Annotated in this window: 16 protein-coding genes; 2 read left to right on the forward strand and 14 right to left on the reverse strand. The window is 75.2% G+C overall.

Going from position 1 to position 17,667, the window contains the following annotated elements; genetic code table 11:
- Positions 1 to 134 precede the first annotated feature (134 nt).
- Complete coding sequence (locus AMOR_RS23910) at positions 135 to 1,943, forward strand: alpha/beta hydrolase family protein (RefSeq protein WP_248354871.1); 1,809 nt, start codon at positions 135 to 137, stop codon at positions 1,941 to 1,943.
- Positions 1,944 to 1,961: 18 nt separating this feature from the next.
- Here AMOR_RS23910 and AMOR_RS23915 read toward each other — a convergent pair whose 3' ends face one another.
- Together AMOR_RS23915 and AMOR_RS23920 are read right to left on the reverse strand one after the other, a co-directional pair.
- On the reverse strand, positions 1,962 to 2,924 hold the full coding sequence (locus AMOR_RS23915; protein WP_248354873.1) for a tetratricopeptide repeat protein: 963 nt from the start codon (positions 2,922 to 2,924) through the stop codon (positions 1,962 to 1,964).
- 470 nt (positions 2,925 to 3,394) lie between these two features.
- Entirely contained in the window at positions 3,395 to 4,288 is an 894-nt protein-coding gene (locus tag AMOR_RS23920; protein ID WP_248354875.1) for a hypothetical protein, read from the reverse strand.
- A gap of 56 nt (positions 4,289 to 4,344) precedes the next feature.
- Between AMOR_RS23920 and AMOR_RS23925 the strand changes: the two genes are divergently transcribed.
- Positions 4,345 to 5,535, forward strand: coding sequence for an acyl-CoA dehydrogenase family protein (locus AMOR_RS23925; RefSeq protein WP_248354877.1), 1,191 nt, complete (start codon positions 4,345 to 4,347; stop codon positions 5,533 to 5,535).
- Positions 5,536 to 5,756: 221 nt separating this feature from the next.
- Here AMOR_RS23925 and AMOR_RS23930 read toward each other — a convergent pair whose 3' ends face one another.
- The 12 genes from AMOR_RS23930 to AMOR_RS23985 all read right to left on the reverse strand — a co-directional run bounded on the left by AMOR_RS23930 (position 5,757) and on the right by AMOR_RS23985 (position 17,566).
- Positions 5,757 to 6,215: a hydrogenase maturation protease gene (locus AMOR_RS23930; RefSeq protein ID WP_248354879.1), complete on the reverse strand. Its 459-nt coding sequence runs from the start codon at positions 6,213 to 6,215 to the stop codon at positions 5,757 to 5,759.
- Complete coding sequence (locus AMOR_RS23935) at positions 6,212 to 7,636, reverse strand: Ni/Fe hydrogenase subunit alpha (protein WP_248354881.1); 1,425 nt, start codon at positions 7,634 to 7,636, stop codon at positions 6,212 to 6,214. Before AMOR_RS23935 ends, AMOR_RS23930 begins: the two co-directional genes overlap by 4 nt.
- A 6-nt stretch (positions 7,637 to 7,642) precedes the next feature.
- Positions 7,643 to 8,194, reverse strand: a complete 552-nt coding sequence (locus tag AMOR_RS23940) for an NADH-quinone oxidoreductase subunit B family protein (RefSeq protein WP_248354883.1) — start codon at positions 8,192 to 8,194, stop codon at positions 7,643 to 7,645.
- On the reverse strand, positions 8,191 to 8,907 hold the full coding sequence (gene hoxU / locus AMOR_RS23945) for a bidirectional hydrogenase complex protein HoxU (protein ID WP_248354885.1): 717 nt from the start codon (positions 8,905 to 8,907) through the stop codon (positions 8,191 to 8,193). The genes AMOR_RS23940 and hoxU overlap by 4 nt, the downstream gene beginning before the upstream one ends.
- The gene (locus AMOR_RS23950) at positions 8,904 to 10,577 is read right to left on the reverse strand and encodes an NADH-ubiquinone oxidoreductase-F iron-sulfur binding region domain-containing protein (RefSeq protein ID WP_248354887.1); all 1,674 of its coding nucleotides are present in this window, start codon (positions 10,575 to 10,577) and stop codon (positions 8,904 to 8,906) included. The genes hoxU and AMOR_RS23950 overlap by 4 nt, the downstream gene beginning before the upstream one ends.
- Positions 10,574 to 11,071, reverse strand: coding sequence for a bidirectional hydrogenase complex protein HoxE (gene hoxE / locus AMOR_RS23955; protein ID WP_248354889.1), 498 nt, complete (start codon positions 11,069 to 11,071; stop codon positions 10,574 to 10,576). Before hoxE ends, AMOR_RS23950 begins: the two co-directional genes overlap by 4 nt.
- A gap of 187 nt (positions 11,072 to 11,258) precedes the next feature.
- Positions 11,259 to 12,950 carry a glycosyltransferase family 39 protein gene (locus AMOR_RS23960; RefSeq protein ID WP_248354891.1) on the reverse strand — a complete coding sequence of 564 codons (1,692 nt, stop codon included), beginning with the start codon at positions 12,948 to 12,950 and terminating at the stop codon, positions 11,259 to 11,261.
- Positions 12,950 to 13,984: a serine/threonine-protein kinase gene (locus AMOR_RS23965; RefSeq protein ID WP_248354893.1), complete on the reverse strand. Its 1,035-nt coding sequence runs from the start codon at positions 13,982 to 13,984 to the stop codon at positions 12,950 to 12,952. Before AMOR_RS23965 ends, AMOR_RS23960 begins: the two co-directional genes overlap by 1 nt.
- Before the next feature lie 10 nt (positions 13,985 to 13,994).
- Positions 13,995 to 14,540 carry an archaemetzincin gene (locus AMOR_RS23970; RefSeq protein WP_248354895.1) on the reverse strand — a complete coding sequence of 182 codons (546 nt, stop codon included), beginning with the start codon at positions 14,538 to 14,540 and terminating at the stop codon, positions 13,995 to 13,997.
- A complete protein-coding gene (locus AMOR_RS23975; protein WP_248354897.1) occupies positions 14,537 to 15,607 on the reverse strand; it encodes a CarD family transcriptional regulator in 1,071 nt (356 codons plus the stop codon). Before AMOR_RS23975 ends, AMOR_RS23970 begins: the two co-directional genes overlap by 4 nt.
- Before the next feature lie 153 nt (positions 15,608 to 15,760).
- Complete coding sequence (locus AMOR_RS23980; protein ID WP_248354899.1) at positions 15,761 to 16,609, reverse strand: CDP-alcohol phosphatidyltransferase family protein; 849 nt, start codon at positions 16,607 to 16,609, stop codon at positions 15,761 to 15,763.
- A gap of 99 nt (positions 16,610 to 16,708) precedes the next feature.
- A complete protein-coding gene (locus tag AMOR_RS23985; RefSeq protein ID WP_248354901.1) occupies positions 16,709 to 17,566 on the reverse strand; it encodes a DNA-methyltransferase in 858 nt (285 codons plus the stop codon).
- Between the last annotated feature and the right edge of the window lie 101 nt (positions 17,567 to 17,667).

A 17,667-nucleotide genomic window follows, 5' to 3' on the forward strand; every position in this document is an offset into this window, starting at 1 on the left:
CCTGAGCGCAGGCGGTGCGAAGCAGCGCCGGAGTCGAAGGGCGCGCCGGGGCGTTCCGGAGGCGGGGCGTTCCCGGCAGGCGAGCGGTGCGCAGCTTTCCTCCCGCGCTTTTCACGCGCGGAGGACCCCCGCCCATGCCGCGGCTCGCTCCCGTCGCCTCCATCGCGCTCGCGCTCGCGCTCGTCGCGCTCCCCGCCCGGGCGCAGCACGACCCCGCCGCGCCGCCCCCGGCGCGCGCCTTCGGCCCCGACCAGCGCGCCACGGGCGTCTTCACCGGCGAGGGCGTCTCCTCCCCGGGGCTCGCGTGCGACGCGCCCGCCGATCCGGGCGTGGCGATCACCTGCAGCGGCTTCCTCGCGAGCGGCGTCGACGGAACGCTCCTCGACGCGACGGTCCGGGTTCCCCGGACCGCGGGCCCGCACCCGCTCGTCGTCGTCCTGCACGGCTGGGGCGGGAGCCAGGCGTCGATGGCGAGGTACGACGACCGGCTCACCGGTGCGGGGTACGAGTTGCTCCGCTACAGCGCGCGCGGGTTCGGCGACTCGTGGGGCCAGACGAACCTCGCCGACGTCGACGTCGAGGGCGCGGACCTCCGCAGCCTCGTCGGGCAGGTGGTGGACGACGCCCGCCTCGAGGTGGACTCGACCGCGATCGCAGTGTTCGGGGCGTCGTACGGCGGCGCCCACGCGTGGCTCGCCGCGCTCCAGCCGGAGTTCGACAGCCCCGGCGGCGCGCCCATCACCGTCCGGACGGTGATCCCGATCGCGAGCTGGACCGATCTCCTGGACGCGCTCGTTCCGAACGGCCGCCCGCAGGAGGCAGGGACCATCGCGGGCGCGGAGAAGCTCTCCTACGTGCAGGCGCTCTTCGTGGGCGGGATCCGGACGCACCTCGACCGGCCGTACCCGAACTACCCCGACTACCTGCTGCGCTGGAACCTCGTCATGACCGGGAACGAGCGGCCGTATGCGGAGAGCTCATCCGCGCAGGAGGTCGCCGACGGTCTCCAGGGCTTCCGGTCCGTCTACTGGCAGGAGGCGTTCCTCGCGCGCGTCGACGCGAACGCGCAGGCCGGCCAGCCGCAGCTCCCGATCTTTCTCGTCCAGGGCTGGACCGACGACCTCTTCCCCGCGGGCGAGGCGCTCCGGATGTACGACACGCTCCGCGCGCTCGATCCGAGCTACCCGGTGGCGCTGTATCTCGGCGACGTCGGGCACCCGCGCGCGGCGAACAAGCCTGGCGAGGTCGCCCACCTCCTCGAAGAGGTGGTCGCGTGGCTCGACTTCTTCATGAAGGGCGCCGGCGATCAGCCCGCGTACGACGTGCAGGCGGCGATCACGCGGCCCGCCGCGACGCCCTTCGATCCGGCCGACGTGATCCGCGTGCCCGGGTACGCGGACCTCGCGAACGCCGTATCCACGGCGTCGCTCCGCGGCCTCCGGCTCGTCACGTTCAACCCGATCGACCTCGGCGGCTTCCAGTGGGATCCCCTCGTGCTCACGGCCTGCGGGCAGCTCGATCCCTGCCCCGTGCCGCCCGACTCCACGATCGTCCCCGGCGACGTCTCCGCGTGGAACGTGCCGGTCGCGACGCTCTCGGGCGGGGGTCCGCTCCTCGTCGCCGGCGAACCCTCCGTGACCCTCACCGCGATCACGTTCGCCTACCGCGTCCAGCTCGACGCCCGGATCTTCGACGTGGCGCCGGGTGGCACGAAGGCGCTCGTGACGCGCGGCACGTACACCCTCGACAGCGGCGCCCCGGGGCGGCCGCTCGGTTTCGTCCGCGTGTCGATCCCGACGTGGGGGAACCTCTGGCAGGCGCCTGCGGACCACGTGATCCGGGTCGAGGTGACCAACGTGGACGAGCCGTACCTCCGGCCGAGCCTCGTTCCGTCGGTGACGGTGCTCGCGAACGCGCGGCTGTCGGTGCCGGTGCGGCGGTAGGGCAGGGGCGCGACCCGCTCAGGCGAGGGCGGCGCCCGCGAGCGCCCTGACGATCTCGCCGTGCGCGCGGCCCGGACCGCCGCGCACCCACTCCGCGAGGGCGTCCTCGATCGGCGCAAGCGCCTCGGCCGCGATCCCGATGGTGTGCTCGACCTTCCAGCCCGCCGCCTCGCGGTGCACGTGGCCCTCGCCAGCGGCGTGCGGCCGACCCTCGCTGCACGCCTTGCAGAGGAGCTGCATCTGCGTGGTCCAGTCCTCCGCGACGAGCTCGCGCGCGGAGAGCGCGGCCTCGAGGGCCGTCCGGTCCTCCTCCGAGGGCAGGTCGACGTCGACGGTGAACGTGGCGAAGCGCGACGGCACGATCAGCGCGAGCTCGTCGAACACCGGGACCTCGCGGTCGCCGAGCATCCGCCAGCCGTTCGGGGCGCCGTCGTGCAGGACGAGGTCGCCGTGGCGCCGCCCGGTGTCCGGCGTGGGGATGCTGACCACGCGCGCGCGCGCCGGATCGATCCGCTCGCACCAGACGACCTCCGGCGCGTCCGCGGTGCTCACGCGAATCGGGACCGGACCGAGCGTCAGCTCGATCGGCCCCTTGCCGTCGGGGATCGAGACGCCGGCGTCGCGCCAGGCGCGGCGCGCCTCGGCCCAGTCGCCGAGCGCGGTCGCGGCGATGCCGAGGTTCCAGGCGGCGCCCGCGCTCGAGGGCTCCAGGGCGAGCACGCGCCGGCACGCATCCCGTGTCTCCTCCCAGCGCGCCTGGTGCTTCCAGAGGATGCCGAGGTTGAACCAGGGCGACGACCACCCCGGCGCGAGCCGCGCCGCGTCGAGGTAGGCCTTCTCCGCAGCCGCGAGGTCGCCGGCCTCGGAAGCGCGGTTCCCGCGCTCGTTGGCCTCGACGGCTTCGCGGGGATGACCGGGCGCGGCGGCGCCGCCGGCGAGGCGGCGGAGGAGGGCGCGGGTGCGGTCGAGGAGGCGGGGCATGGGGGCGCGCAGGTCATGTTTGCGTCGGGATGGGTGGGCGTCCAGCGTTTCTTTCGCGTGACCGCCCGGCCCATGCGCCGCCATCCGTCGACCGACGGCGAGGTGTGCTATCACTCCGCCATGTGCACGGTGAGTGGCAGGGGGTCCTTCCGGTGGCGATGCGTGCCGCCGATCGTCGCGCTCGTCGTGCTGGTGGCTTGCGGTTCGCCGAGCGACCACGCGGGATGCGCAGCCGAGGCGCCGTACGTAGCGTGCGGTTGTGGATGCTGTGCTGGTGTCCAGCCGACACCGCAGTGCGTCGCCGCCGGAGAAAGCCTCTGTGACGTGATCGCCCAGGACCGGGCGCAGGCCGCGTCACCCGGGTGTGCGACCGCGGGATGCGCGGCCGGCGTCGAGTACCGCCTGTGCCCGAACTGACGGGCGCTCCTCGCCCTCATCCACCGCCGCTGACGGCGACGCCCATTTCGCGCTCACGACGCGTCCGGCGCCAGCTCCCGGAGCCCATCCGCGATCACCACGCACAGGTTCTCCACCAGGTCCTGCCGCGCATTCACCGCGTACAGCCTCGGCGCCACCCGGTAGTTCTCCCGCCCGAGCCTCACCGGCGCCGCCCCGTCGACGGCAGCAGCCAGGTCCGGCAGCACCTTGTCCCCGAGCCGCAGCGCGGTATCGACCGCCAGGATGGCCAGGTGGGGGCGCAAGGCTCGGACCCGCGCCACGAACGCCCGCAGCTCCTCCCGCGAGACGTGCTTCGGCGGCGACGACTTGAGCTCCACGTACACGAGCTTCCCCTCGACGGAGGCCACGACGTCGAGGTCTCCCCCGACGCCCGGCGCTCCGGAGCGGACGCCTGTCGCGACCTGGACCGCGAGCCGCCGCGCGAGCTCCCGTCCGATCCACCACTCGAGCGTGCCGCCGAACGTGCGCGCCGGGTGCCGGAGCCGGTAGCGGCCGTCGCCGACGGGCTCGGCGAGGCCGAGCCGCACCAGCTCCACCGCCATGCGGCCGGCCTGCGCCGCGGTGACGTACCGGGTCGTCTCCTCCGCGCGGAAGGGTCCGCGGGCGAGGATGACGCCGCGTAGAAACAGCCGGAACGCGTAATGCGAGAGCCGCTCTGCGATCCGCTCGGCGGCGGGGCCGGACAGGTCGGCCGGGAAGGGAAGGTCGGGCGGGGAGGGGCGCGGGTGGAGGCCGCGGCGCACCAGCATCGCGAGCGGCTCGCTCGCGGGGAGCGGCGCGGGCGAGGGCGGCGGCCGTCCCGCCGCGGCGCGCTCGAGCTCGCTCGCGGTGCGCCGCCGCGGTCGCCGGTCCGCCGCGTCGCGGCGGGGCCGGGGCGTCTTCGGCGCGGGCGGGGCGCGGCGCACGCCTGGATGATAGAGAGAGGACGGCGCCCGCGAAAGGCGCGACGAGGAGCCCCCGCATGGCGATCCCCGATCCCGCCCCCGCCGACCTGTTCCGCGTCGAGGAGCGGCTCTCCGAAGAGGAGCGGCTCGTCCGCCGCACCGTCGCGCGGTTCGTCGACGAGCGCTTCCTACCGCGCATCCAGGCGCACTTCCGGGCGGGGACGTTCCCGGTCGAGCTCGTCCCGGAGCTGGCGGCGCTGGGGCTGTTCGGGATGACGCTCGACGGCTACGGCTGCGCGGGCGCGTCCGCGACGGCGTACGGCGTCGCGATGCAGGAGCTCGAGCGCGGCGACTCCGCGCTCCGCAGCTTCGCCTCGGTGCAGGGCGCGCTGTGCATGTACCCGATCCACGCGTACGGCTCCGAGGAGCAGCGGAGCCGGCTCCTGCCGGCGATGGCGCGCGGCGAGCTCGTCGGCTGCTTCGGGCTCACCGAGCCCGACGCGGGCTCGGACCCGGCGAGCCTCCGGACGCGCGCGACCCGCCACGGCCGCGACTTCGTGCTGTCGGGGACGAAGGCCTGGATCACGAACGGCAGCCTCGCGGGCGTCGCGCTGGTCTGGGCGAAGGTGGACTCCGACGACCCGCGCTCGATCCGCGGCTTCCTCGTCGAGCGCGGCGCGCCCGGGTTCACCGTCCGCGACGTCCCCGGGAAGCTGTCGCTCCGCGCGTCGGTCACGTCCGAGCTGCACCTCGACGCCGTGCGGGTCCCGGCGGAGAACGTGCTGCCCGGGACGGAGGGGCTCGGGCTGCGGGCGCCGCTCTCGTGCCTCACGAAGGCGCGTTACGGAATCGCCTGGGGCGCGGTGGGCGCGGCGCTGGCGTGCTTCGAGAGCGCCCGCGATCACGCCCGGGCGCGCGTCCAGTTCGGGCGTCCCATCGGCTCGTTCCAGCTCGTCCAGGAGAAGCTCGTCGACGTGTGGGAGGGGATCGTCGGCGCGCAGCTCCTCGCGCTGCGCCTCGGCGAGCTGCAGGACGGCGGCGGCGCCACCGCGATCCAGGTCTCGATGGCGAAGCGCGCGAACGTGCGGATGGCGCGAGACGCCGCCCGCACCTGCCGCGAGATCCTCGGCGCGAGCGGCGTCGTCGACGACTACCCGCCGATGCGGCACATGCTGAACCTCGAGGCGGTCTACACGTACGAGGGGACGCACGAGGTCCACACGCTGGCGCTCGGACGGGCGGCGACGGGCCTCGACGCGTTCGCCTGACGGGGAAACCGGGTCCAGGAAAAGAATCGGCGGTCTGGCGGTCGCGTTCCCCCCGGACGCAGACCGCCGACCGCCTTGCCCCCCGCCCCCTCCAGAACGACGACGAGCGGGTGGGACTTTCTCACGGCAGGAAGTCGCGTGTAATCCCGTCGGTCGGGGACTCGCTGCGGGGCGTCACGCTCGGTGAGTGCCTCGATGGCGTGCGACATTGAACCCGATTGTCACCCGACCTCGCTCGTCGGGGTGGTGAAGCCTTCCACCATCTCCCGGGCGCGCTCACGCGCGAGGGGGAGGGCGGCCTCGACCTCGGGCGATAGCGCGTCGCCGAACGAGAACTCCTTGCCTCCGATGGTGACGAGCGCCGCGGGCGGGCATCGCCCGAAGAGCGCACGGGCCAGCCCGAGCAGCTCCTCGGGCATCAGCGCGTGGATCACGGCCGCGCGCGCCGTCCGGGGCAGCAGGCGCGCCGCCCGGATCTCGCCGGGCGTGCCCGCGACGGACGCGTCGAGGAACAGCACGCCGTCCGCGCGCGAGACCACCTCCGCGTGGTCGGGGAGGAGCTCCTGGATCTCCAGCACCTCCACGCCGGGGACGACCGCGTCGAGCCCCTCGGCGAGCGCGAGGCCGGCGCCGTCGTCGCCGCGCAGCGTGGTCCCGAGGGCGAGGGCGAGGATCTTCATGACCGCTCCACCGCGTCGAGCGCCGCGCCGTCCGGCCCGAGCAGCTCCACGCTCAGCGGCATCCTACCAGCGGCGTGCGTCGAACAGGACAGGCACGGGTCGAACGCCCGGATGCCCGCCTCCACCCGATTGAGGAGTCCCTCGTCGAGCTTCCGGCCGGAGAGGTAATGCCGCGCGATCTGCGCGACGGCGCGGTTCATCGCGCGCGCGTTCTGGCCGGTCGCGACGAGCAGGTTCACGCGGGTGAGCAGGCCGCCGGGCACGACCTCGTAGTCGTGGAACAGCGTGCCGCGCGGCGCCTCGCAGGCGCCGACGCCGCGCAGGCGGTTCCGCATCGCGATCGCGGCGACGTCCTCGCCGAGGATCTCGGGGGCGTCGAGCAGCGTCCGCATGCGCTCGAGCGCGTGGACGATCTCGACGAGCCGGGCGTAGTGCGCGTGGAACGAGGAGAGCACCGCGCCACGCCCGAGCTGCCGGAACTCCGCGAGCTCGGCGTCCGCGAGCGGCGTCCCGCAGCGGCTCGCGACGTTCAGGCGCGCGAGCGGGCCGACCCGGTACGTCCCGTCCGCCTCGCCGCGCGGCCGGAAGTACGGGGCCTTGAGGTACGAGTCGGGCTCGACCGCCTCGCCGATCCAGCGCTCGTACTGCTGGGGATCGAGCTGGTCGGCGACGATCGCGCCGGTCTCGTCCACGACGCGCAGCTTGCCGTCCGTGTGCTCGAGCGTGCCGTCCTCCGCCACCATGCCCATGAACAGCGTCGGGAAGTTCCCTAGGACGCGCGCCTCCTCCTGGTGCCGCTCGAGGTCCCGCTTCCAGCCGTCCAGGGTGCGCCGAGCGATCTCCAGCGCCTCCGGCAGGCCCGCGAGGATCCGCTCCCGCGCCGCGGGCGCCAGGGGGCGGGCCACGCCCCCCGGCACCGCCCAGGTCGGGTGGATCCGCCGGCCGGTGATCGCCTCGATCGCGTCCTGCCCGAACCGCCGGAGCCGGATGCCGTCGCGGGCGATCTCCGGCCGCTCGGCCGCGAGCGCGAACAGGTTCCGGCGCTCCGGTGCCGCGTCGGCGCCGAGGAGCAGGTCCGGCGAGGACAGGTGGAAGAAGGAGAGCGCGTGGGACTGCACGAGCTGCGCGAGGTTCACGAGCCGCCGGAGCGCGCGCGCGGTCTCCGGGATCTCGACGGCGAGGAGCGCGTCCGTCGCCTTCGCCGACGCGAGCAGGTGCGAGACCGGGCAGATGCCGCAGATCCGCGAGGTGATCATCGGCATCTCGCGGAAGCTCCGGCCCTCGCAGAACCGCTCGAACCCGCGGAACTCGGTCACGTGGAAGCGCGCGCCCGTCACCTCGCCGGCGTCGTCGAGCTGGATGGTGATCTTCGCGTGCCCCTCGATGCGGGTCACCGGGTCGATGACGATGCGCTCGCTCATGGCGGCCTACCCGAAGCGGAGCCGTCCGGAGAGGTCGGGCGCCCTGCCGGCGAGCGCGTCCTCGAGGACGTCGTGGATGAGGTCCGGGTGCGGCGGGCAGCCGGGCAGGAACGCGTCCACCTTCACGGCCTGGTGGACGGGGAGCACGCGATCGAGGAGCCGCGGGAGGATCCCCGGCGCCTCGGGCAGCCCGGGCCGGAGATCGCGCGGGTCGCGGTACGCCCGGTCGAGCACCGGGAGGGCGCCGCCGAGCGCGTTCCGGATCGCGGTGACGTTGCCGGTCACGGCGCAGTCGCCGAACGCGACGAGGACGCGCGTCCGCGCCCGCACGAGCCGGAGCAGCCGGAGGTGCTCGTCCGTGGCGACCGCGCCCTCGACGAGCGTCACGTCGACGTCCTCCGGGAAGACCTTCGCGTCGACGAGCGGGCCGTACACGAGGTCCACGCGCGCGGCGAGGTCGAGCAGCCGCTCGTCGAGATCGAGGAACGACATGTGGCAGCCCGAGCAGCCGCCGAGCCACACGGTCGCGAGGCGGGGCCTCGTCCTCTGCGGCGTCACCGGATCCACTGCTTCTTCTCCCGGGCATTCTTGAGGTAGGTGAGGAACTCGCGGTGCTTCACCATCCCGCGCGCCGCCTGCTCCTTCTCGAAGAGGGCGCCGGTCGGGCAGGCCTGGATGCACTTCCCGCAGCTCGTGCACGACTCGGCCTCGCCCCACGGCGAGGCGAGGTCGGTGACGACGCGGCACGCGGCGCCGCGCCCCGCGACGTCCCACGTGTGCGCGCCCTCGATCTCGTCGCAGACGCGGACGCACCGGGTGCAGAGGATGCACCGGCCATGATCGATGACGAACCGCGGGTGCGACGCGTCCAGGGTGGTCGGCGGGTGGCGGTACTCGAACCGGACGCTCTCCATCCCGACCTGGTAGGCGACCTTCTGCAGCTCGCACGCGCCGTTCACGACGCAGATCGCGCAGACGTGGTTTCGCTCGGCGAAGAGCAGCTCGACGATCTGCCGCCGGTAGCGGAGCAGCCGCTCGCTCGCGGTCGTGACCTCCATCCCCTCCTCGGCGCGGGTGGTGCACGCCGGGAAGAGGCGCGGCGAGCCCTTCACCTCCACGAGGCACAGCCGGCAGGCGCCGACGGCGGAGAGGCCGTCGAGCTGGCACAGCGTCGGGAGCGGGACGCCGTGCTCCCGGCAGAGGTCGAGGATGGTCTCGTCCGGCCCGGCGGAGACGGGCTTCCCGTCGAGCGTGAGCGTCTTGACGGTCACGCCGGCACCTCCACCGCGGACGGCTGCATCTCGCAGACGCCGGCGGGGCAGCGGCGGTCGACGACGTGCGCGAGGTACTCGTCCCGGAACCAGCGGAGCGTGGAGGCGACGGGGTTCGGCGCCGCCTGCCCGAGGCCGCAGAGGCTCGTCGCGCGGAGCAGCTCGATGAGCTCCTCCATCCGCTGGAGGTCGTCGCGCGTGCCCGCGCCGCGGGTGATCCGCTCGAGGATCGCGTGGAGCTGCACGGTGCCCGCCCGGCACGGCACGCACTTCCCGCACGACTGCTCCCGGCAGAAGTCCATGAAGAACCGGGCGACGTCGACCATGCACGCCGACTCGTCCATCACGATGAGGCCGCCGGACCCCATCATCGTGCCGACCGCCTGGAGCGACTCGTAGTCGACGGGCAGGTCGAGGTGCCGCGCCGGGATGCAGCCGCCGGAGGGCCCGCCGGTCTGGGCCGCCTTGAACCGCCTCCCGCCGGGGATGCCGCCGCCGACGTCGTAGATGATCTCGCGGAGGGTCATGCCCATCGGCACCTCGACGAGCCCGGTGTTCACGACGTCGCCGGCGAGCGCGAACACCTTCGTGCCCTTCGAATGCTCGGTGCCGATCGACGCGAACCACGCGCTGCCCTGGGCCACGATCGCGGGGACGTTCGCGAGCGTCTCCACGTTGTTGATGAGCGTCGGCATGCCCCAGAGCCCGGACGCGGCAGGATAGGGTGGGCGCGGGCGCGGCGAGCCGCGCTTCCCCTCGATCGACGCGATGAGGGCGGTCTCCTCGCCGCAGACGTAGGCGCCGCCGGCGATCCGCAGGTCCACGCGGAAGTCGAACGGCGTGTCGAGGATGCGGTTCCCGAGCAGGTGCAGCCGCTCCGCCTGCGCGATCGCCGTGCGGAGCCGCGCGATCGCGAGCGGGTGCTCCGCCCGGACGAAGAGATAGCCGTGGTCGGCGCCGACCGCGTAACCGGCGATGGCCATGCCCTCGAGCACCTCGTGCGGATCGCCCTCCAGCACCGAGCGATCCATGAACGCGCCCGGGTCGCCCTCGTCGCCGTTGCACACGACGAACTTCCGGGAGCCCTCCGCCTTCGCGACGGTGCTCCACTTGAGGCCGGTCGGGTACCCCGCGCCGCCTCGGCCGCGCAGGCCGCTCCGCACGATCTCCTCGACGACCTCGCGCGGCGCCATCTGCGTGAGCGCCTTCTCGAGCGCCGAGTACGCGCCGGCCGCGATGCAGGTCTCGATGTCCTCGGGATCGATCTCGCCGGCGTGCGCGAGCACGACCGGCGTCTGGCGCGTGAAGAACGGGTCGTCGTGGTGGGAGCGGAGGTCCTCGACCGGCCGATCCTCGGCGTGGGCCCGGGCGATCCGCTCCGCCGCCGCCTCGTCGACGCGCAGGTACAGGCGGCGCTCCCGCCGCGCGGCGTCTCCGAGCTCGACCTCGACGATCGGCCCGGCCTCGCACAGCCCGCGGCAGCCGGTGAGGTGGACCTCGATCTCCTCGGCCTTCCCGGCGTCGCGCACCGTCGCGCGCAGCCGCTCGAGGACGGCTGCGCCCGCCACGGACTCGCAGCCGAGCCCGCCGCAGACCGTGATCCGGCAGCGCCGGGCCGCCCGCGCCGCGCGGCGCCGCTCCGCGATGTGCTGGAGCTCCTCCCGGCTCATCGGCGCCACCGTCTGACGCGCTCGAGCACGGCGGCGGGCGCCTGCGCCCGGGCCATCCGGTGGTCGTAGACGACCGCGGGCGCGATGCCGCACGCCCCCACGCACCGCACGACCTCGAACGAGACCTTGCCGTCCGGCGTCGTCGAGCCGGGGCCGACGCCGAGGTCCCTCCGGAGCGCGGCGACGATGCCGCCGGCCCCCTTCACGTAGCAGGCGGTGCCGAGGCACACGGTGCACGTGTGCTCGCCGCTCGGACGGAGCGTGAAGTGGTCGTAGAACGTCGCGACGCCGTACACCCGCGAGAGCGGGAGCCGCAGGCTCCGGCCCACGTGGCGCAGGGTCTCGCGCGAGAGGAACCCGTACAGCTCCTGCGCGGTGCGGAGCACCTCGAGGAGCGCGTCGGGCTGGAACTGCTGCCGCCGCATCGCGGCGTCCAGCAGCTCGAGCCGCTTGTCGCCGCCGCTCGCCGCGGCCGGCGCGGGGGACGGAGCCATGGCGGGAATTGTCGCTCCGCCGCGGAGCGGGCGGCGGCGCTCCCTGCGCGGTCACGCGGGGCGCGCGCCCGGCCGCCGCACGGTGCGCGCGGGCGTCCGCGCGTCCGCCCGCCCGCCCACTCCTTCCGTTCGCCCCGAGCGCCGGCAGCGCCCTGGATCCGGAAAGGGCGGCGCGGCAGGGCGCACCCTACCGCCAGGCGCCGGGCCGCGCGTACACGAGCACGAGGGGGACCTCGTCGAGGAACACGCCGGTGACCGGGTGCGAGGTCCGGAGCTCGGACCAGGCCTGGTACTCCGCGTCCCGCGAGCCGCCGTCGAGCACCGCGACGGTGAGATCCGCGCTCGCCGCGTCGGCGGCGAGGCCGAGGTCCGGCCGGAGCGCTCCGTCCGCGGCGTACACCGCGACGGCCTCCGGGGCGACGCCGAGCCACAGGACGCGGGCGCCGGGCCGCGCGCGCGCCGCGAGCTCCGGAAGGATCGCCCGCGCCGCCTCGCCGGGCTCCTGCCGCTGCATGCCGAGCGACGCGGCGCCCGGCGCGCCACCCGCGAGCGCGCTCCACGCGCCGCCGAGCGCCGGCCACGCGTGGACGGAGGCGCGGAGCGCCGGGTAGAGGACGAGGAGCGCGAGCGACGCGGCGACCGGCCGGGCGCGTGAAGGCCACGCGGTGCGCGCCGCGGCGAGGAGCGCCCGCGCCCCGAGGACCGCGAGGAACGGGAACGCGAGCAGCCACGGACGGACGCCCCCCACGAGCGGCGCCACGCCGGCCTGCGCCGCGAGGAGCGGGGCGGTGGCGCCGAGGAGGAGCAGCAGCTCGTCGCCCGGGTCCACCCCCGCCTCGCCCCGGCGGAGCGCGCGCCGGAGCCGCCAGGCCGCGTGCGCGACGCCGCCCGCGTAGCAGAGGAGGACGCCGGCCGGCACCGAGAGCGCGGTGACGACGAGGGGGTACCCGAGGGGCGGCCGCGCGGCCGCGAGGCGCGCGCCGAGGTAGGGGAGGCCGGCCGCGGAGTGGACGGTCCCGGCGAGCACGCGGAGAGGGTGGACGAGGAGCGCCGGCCACAGGGCCGCGAGGACGAGGGGCGCGACCAGCGCCATCGCCGCGACCGCGAGCGGGATCCCGCGCAGGCGCGCCTCGAGGGCGGCTGCGGTGGGATCCGCTGCGGCGGTGTCCGCGTCGTCGGCCGCCGCGGCGGCGGCCGCCGCGCGGCGCCGCATCGTCCGGAGCAGCGCCGCGTGCGTGGCGAGGACCGGGAGGAGGATCCACGCGTCGAGCCGGGCAGCGATCGCGAGGCCGAACAGGCAGCCCGCCGCGACGGCGGCGCCGAGGCGGCGGCGGGAGCGACCCGCGAGCCGGTACGCCCAGACGGTGCCCAGCCCGAGCGCGGCGGCGAGGCCGTCCGGCGTCGCGACCGCGCCGAGCACGAGGTGCCGCGGGACCAGCAGGTACAGCGCCGGCGCGAGGATCGCGCCGGGCGCGCCGGCGAGCTCGTGGCCGAGGAGGGCGAGGAGCGCCGCGAGCAGCGCGCCGGCGAGCGCGGCCGCGAGGCGGAGCGCGAAGCGGTGCGGGACGCCGATCCGTCCGGCGGTGGCGTCTCCGGCGCGCGCGAGGAGGGGCGCGAGCGGCGGTCCGCTCGGCGGGGCCGGCTCGGCGGTGGCTGGCGGCGCGCCGTGTGCGGCGCCGATGACGGCCGCCTCGTCGCCGGAGATCCCGGCGCCCGCGGAGACCACCGCCAGGCCGAGGAACGCGGCGAGCCCCCACGCGACCGCGAGGCGGCCCCTGCCGGACCGGAGCGCGGCGGCGACGCGCGCCAGGCGGCCGTCGGGATCCGGCGCGGGCGCGGGGGACGCCGGGGGCGATCCCCTCGTCGCGAGCGCGGGCATCACGGCAGGGTCACCGCGTCCAGGCAGAGCGGCCCGGTCGGCCCGGGCGCGCCGACGACGAGGGCGACCTCCCGCATCCGTCCGGCGAAGCGCCCGGTGTCGATGGCGAACGTGCGCCAGCCGGCGCCGGCGACGTCGGCCGCGCCGGCCTCCTCCCCGTCGATGCGCACCGCGATCCGCACCGCGGCGTCCCGGGCGCGGGCGGGGTCGCCGGCGATCCCGGCGTGGCCGCGGAGCGTGCGGCCGATGGGCAGCGCGGGGAAGGTGATGGTGAGGGGCGCGCCGGCGCCCGCCTCCGCCGGCGCGGTGAGACACGGGCGCGGAGCGCCGCCGACCTCGCGCATCGTGCGCACCACCTCGACGGTGCCGCCGTCCGCCGTGGGGCAGCGGAAGCCGACCCCGTCGCGGGCGCACGGTGCGTCTCCGAGCTGGACCTCGGCGCGGGAGAGGCGGTCGGGGAGGAACGCGAGCGGGAGCTCCGGCGCCGCGAGCTCGTACCGCGTGACCTCGAGGGCGCCGAGCGGGATCGGCGGATCGTTCCGCGACGCGCGCGCGAGGAGCGCCTTCTCGGTGCGCCAGGAGAACCCCGGCGCCCGCGGCGCCGAGACGAGCCAGGCGCGCTTCACGCCCGGCACGTCGTCGTCCGCCCAGGACGCGGGCGTGAGGACCGGGACGGTGCCGGGCGCGGCGAGGCGCGCCCGCTCCGCCCACGCCGGCGAGAGCGCCAGGGCGTCGCCCGGGCGCGCGTCCCGCTCGACGAGGGCGCGGAGGGCGGCCCAGTCCATCGCGGCGGGGAGGCGGTCGGGGAGCCCGCCCTCGAACAGGATGCCGGCGGCGCCGGCGATCGCGAGGGCGAGGGCGAACGCGGCCCCGACGGCGCGCAGGGCCGGCGGGCGCCGGGCCCACAGGAAGCGCGCGACCACCGTCGCCCCGTGCGCCGCGTTCCGCGCGGACGCCCGGAGCCGCTCGACCGCCCGCGCGGCGATCCCGGGGCGCGCCCGCGGCGCGGGTGCGTCGGGTCGCTGGGGATCCACGGTCAAGGCCTCACGTCTTCGCGAGGCGGATCTTCCGCTCGCTCTTCTCGCGGCAGAAGCTGCAGAGGTCCATCTCGGGGTTGGCGGGCAGCGACTGCGACCACGAGGGGTGCATGGCGCACTTCGCGTCGTAGCAGTGGTGCAGGTCCCAGAGGTGCCCGACCGCGTGGATCGCCTCGCGCGCGAGCCGGCGTCGCCAGTTCTCGATCGAGGTCTCGGTGACGCCGCGGGCGGGGAGCTTCGCGGTGGTGATGACGGCGCGGTCCTTCCCGTAGTCGGCGAACCCCCAGCACGGCGGCTCTCCGAGCGGTCCGGCGGGGAGCGCGAGCGGCGCGCCGACGATGTAGAGCACCTTGTCGTCGGCGAAGGTCCGCACCGGCGCGACGTCCTTCAGCAGCTTCACGGCGTCGAGCCGTCCGTCCTCCGTCTCGACGTCGGCCGGGACGGGCCGGTCGCCGGCGAGCTCGGTGCCGAGGCCGAACGCCTGGTAGAGCGTGCGCGTGAGGAACGCCAGGTCGGCGGGGTCGATCTTCTCGAGCGTGACGACGCGGATCACTTCTTCTTCCCCCCGCGCTTGGGCGCCGTCTTCGGGGCCTTCTCCGCCGCGGGCTTCTTCACCGGCGGCTTCTTCGCCGCGTGCTTCTCGGCGGCGGGCTTCTTCGCGGCCGCCTTCTTCGCGGCGGGCTTCTCGGCGGCCTTCTTCTCCTTCGCGGGCTTCGCCTTCTTGTCGGCGGCGGGCTTCCGGGCGCGGGGCGACGGCTCCTCCTCACCCGCCTCCTCGTCGACCGCCTCCTCCGCGCCGCCCTCGCCGGTGGCCTCCTCCGCGACGCCCTCCGTCTCGGCCTCGCCCTCGACCGCGGGCACGCCCTCGACCGCCGCCTCCGGAGGGACGGCGCCCTCCTCGAGCGCGCCGTCGAGCACGCCGAGGTCGATGCCGAGATCGCCGAGCCCGAGATCGCCGAGCTCGCCGCCCTCCTCCTCGGTGGTGGGGCGCCGCTTCTTCGGCCTCGACGGCAGGAGCACCGGCGTGGGCGGCGGCTTCAGGTCGAACTTCACGCCGGCGGGCGGCATGAGCGCGTAGTCGATGTAGTCCTCGGCGACGCCCGCCGGGACCGCCAGCGAGACGGCGACCTCGTGCACGAGCAGGTGGCGCGCGTTGTCGTACTGCTCGCGCTCCTTCGTCGGCAGCGGGCGGATCCGGGACAGCGCGTGCAGGCCCTTCACCACCTCGGCGACGCCGAGCACGCCACCCGCGATGAGCCGGTCGGCGTTGTCGCGGTGGCGGACCTTCCAGTCGAGCTCGGGATCGTCGTACTGCGCGCCGAGGTAGTGGAACACGCCCTCCATCTGCGCGCCCGTCGCGACGCGGCGCAGCCCGATGGACGGGACCTTGTTCTTCGGGACGGAGATCGCGGAGCCGTCCTCCTCGCGCGCCATCCGCACGAACTGCTGCTTGTGGCCGGCGATCTCCATCTCCTCGTCGCCGACGACCGCGCAGACGCCCTGGTTCGGGTAGACGACGCGGTCGCCGGGCTTCAGCTCGGTGGCGTCGGCGATGACGCCCTCGGGCGCCGGGAGCTGTTCGCGGGTCTCGTCGGGGTGACGGGCGGGGGGGCCTCTCACGTCTCCGGCTTTACCACGCGATCCAGGTACCGGCAATCGATCCGCGGGCCTGCGCGCGCGGCGTCGGCCCGCCCGGGACGCCGACCGGGGAGAGGCGCCTCGCGACGGCCAGGCCGGCGGCGCGGCACGAGGGCGACGGGCGAGGCGGGGCGCTCAGCGGGCCGCCTTGCGGCGGCGGGCGGCAGGATCGAGGCGGAAGACGTCCGCGAGCCGGAACGGCGGGCGCGTCTCGGTCGCAGGCTCGAGGGCCCGCAGCGCCCGGTAGATCGCCCAGGTGCGGCGGAGGGCGGTCGCCGTGGCGAGCGCGGCGAGCGCGGCGAGCGCGCTCGCGACCACCGCGCGACCGGCGCCGAGGCCCCATCCGGCGTCCACGAGCGGTGACAGCGCGCAGGAGACGCCGGTGACGACGATCCGCTCGGGTCGCTGCATCCCGCCCACCTTCGCGACGTCGCCCGCGCCGAGCGCCTCGCCGCGCGCCCGGGCGTAAGACACGACGAGCGACGCGCCGGCGGCGGCGAGCGCCGCGAACAGCGCGGCGGACCCGCGGAAGCAGATCGCCAGCCCGCCGAAGACCAGCAGCTCGCCGACCCGGTCCATGGTGGAGTCGAGGAACGCCCCGGCCTTCGTGCTGCGGCCCGTCGCCCGGGCGACCCGGCCGTCGATGAAGTCGAGGCTCGCGCCGAAGAGGAACACCCAGCCGCCGACGGAGAGCCATCCGTAGCCCAGCAGCACCGCCGCGCCGGCGGCGACCGCCGTGCTCAGGAGCGTGATGACGTCCGGAGAGAGATGGAGCCGCAGGCAGAACCGCTCGACGGGGCCCCACAGCCAGATCCACCACTCCTGGAAGAACTTGGCGAGGATGGTGTGCTGGCGCTTCTCGATGTCCGGCGTGTGCGGCCGCCCGACGATCAAGGCGCGCGCGGCGAACAGCCCGAGCGTCCCGAGCAGGAACGCGACGAGACCGAGCAACGGGACGAGTGCCTCTGCCGCGCGCGGGTTCACGCTCCGAATCTATCCACCGGAACGGGTCCAAGACACGAGCGCCGGACGGGTCACGCCCGCTCGTAGGGGACCTGGGCGGGCGGCGGGCCGCCTGCGCGGCTACTCGGGATCCAGCGCGGTGGCGCGGAGACGGCGGGCGGCGAGCTCCACGTAGGCCGGATCGCGCTCCAGCCCGAGGAAGTGGCAGCCCATCCGGAGCGCGGCGACCCCCGTGGTCCCCGACCCGGAGAACGGGTCCAGGACCAGGTCGCCGGGCGCGGCGCTCGCGGCGAGCACGCGCTGGAGCAACGAGAGCGGCTTCTGGGTCGGGTGGCGGCCGTGGACCTTCTCCCTGGGACCGGGCGTCGGCACCGACCACACCACCTGCTCGCCCTCGGGCTCCGGCCGCTCGCAGATCTGCCAGAGGTCCCGCATCTGCTTGCCGCCGTTCGCCTCCTTCATGGCGCGGTAGTTGAACCGGTGCGCCAGCGGGCGCGACTTCATCGGGCTCGCCCAGAGCAGCAGCTCGGTCGAGTGCGTGAAGAAGCGGCACGCGAGGTTCGGCGAGGCGTTCGGCTTGTACCAGGTGACGGTGTTGAGGAGGTGGTAGCCCATCTCCTGCATCGCGTACCCGATGGAGAAGATCACGTGCTGGGTGCCCGACACCCACAGGGTGCCCGAGGGCTTCAGCACGCGGCGGACGCCCTCGAGCCAGCGCGCCTGGAACGCGGTGTCGGTCGAGAGCCCCTGCGAGGCGTCCCACGCGCCCTTGTTGACGCTCGTCCGGCGGCCGCTCTGGCAGGTGGTGCCGCCGTTCGACAGCATGTAGGGCGGGTCCGCGAACGCCACGTCCACGGAGTGCGGAGGCAGCCGCTCGAGGGCCTCGAGGCAGTCCCCCTGGACGATGGCCCAGCCCGGGCCCTGCTCGGTGGTGCCGGGGAGCTTGTCCCAGGCGTGGAGATCGAGGCGTCGAGCCATATCGGCTCAGCGTATGGGCGATATCGATCGCGTCCAGTTTTTCGCCGGGTTCGCCGCACCGAGGGTGAGATCCGGGGGCCGTGACGGGCCCCGGGCGACTG

Source organism: Anaeromyxobacter oryzae (assembly GCF_023169945.1).
GTDB lineage: Bacteria > Myxococcota > Myxococcia > Myxococcales > Anaeromyxobacteraceae > Anaeromyxobacter > Anaeromyxobacter oryzae.

Excerpts from the sequence above, each read along its gene's own strand:
- AMOR_RS23910 (WP_248354871.1), top strand. The coding sequence starts at position 135 with ATGCCGCGGCTCGCTCCCGTCGCCTCCATCGCGCTCGCGCTCGCGCTC.
- AMOR_RS23915 (WP_248354873.1), bottom strand. The coding sequence starts at position 2,924 with ATGCCCCGCCTCCTCGACCGCACCCGCGCCCTCCTCCGCCGCCTCGCC.
- AMOR_RS23925 (WP_248354877.1), top strand. The coding sequence starts at position 4,345 with ATGGCGATCCCCGATCCCGCCCCCGCCGACCTGTTCCGCGTCGAGGAG.
- AMOR_RS23930 (WP_248354879.1), bottom strand. The coding sequence starts at position 6,215 with ATGAAGATCCTCGCCCTCGCCCTCGGGACCACGCTGCGCGGCGACGAC.
- AMOR_RS23935 (WP_248354881.1), bottom strand. The coding sequence starts at position 7,636 with ATGAGCGAGCGCATCGTCATCGACCCGGTGACCCGCATCGAGGGGCAC.
- AMOR_RS23950 (WP_248354887.1), bottom strand. The coding sequence starts at position 10,577 with ATGAGCCGGGAGGAGCTCCAGCACATCGCGGAGCGGCGCCGCGCGGCG.
- hoxE (WP_248354889.1), bottom strand. The coding sequence starts at position 11,071 with ATGGCTCCGTCCCCCGCGCCGGCCGCGGCGAGCGGCGGCGACAAGCGG.
- AMOR_RS23960 (WP_248354891.1), bottom strand. The coding sequence starts at position 12,950 with ATGCCCGCGCTCGCGACGAGGGGATCGCCCCCGGCGTCCCCCGCGCCC.
- AMOR_RS23985 (WP_248354901.1), bottom strand. The coding sequence starts at position 17,566 with ATGGCTCGACGCCTCGATCTCCACGCCTGGGACAAGCTCCCCGGCACC.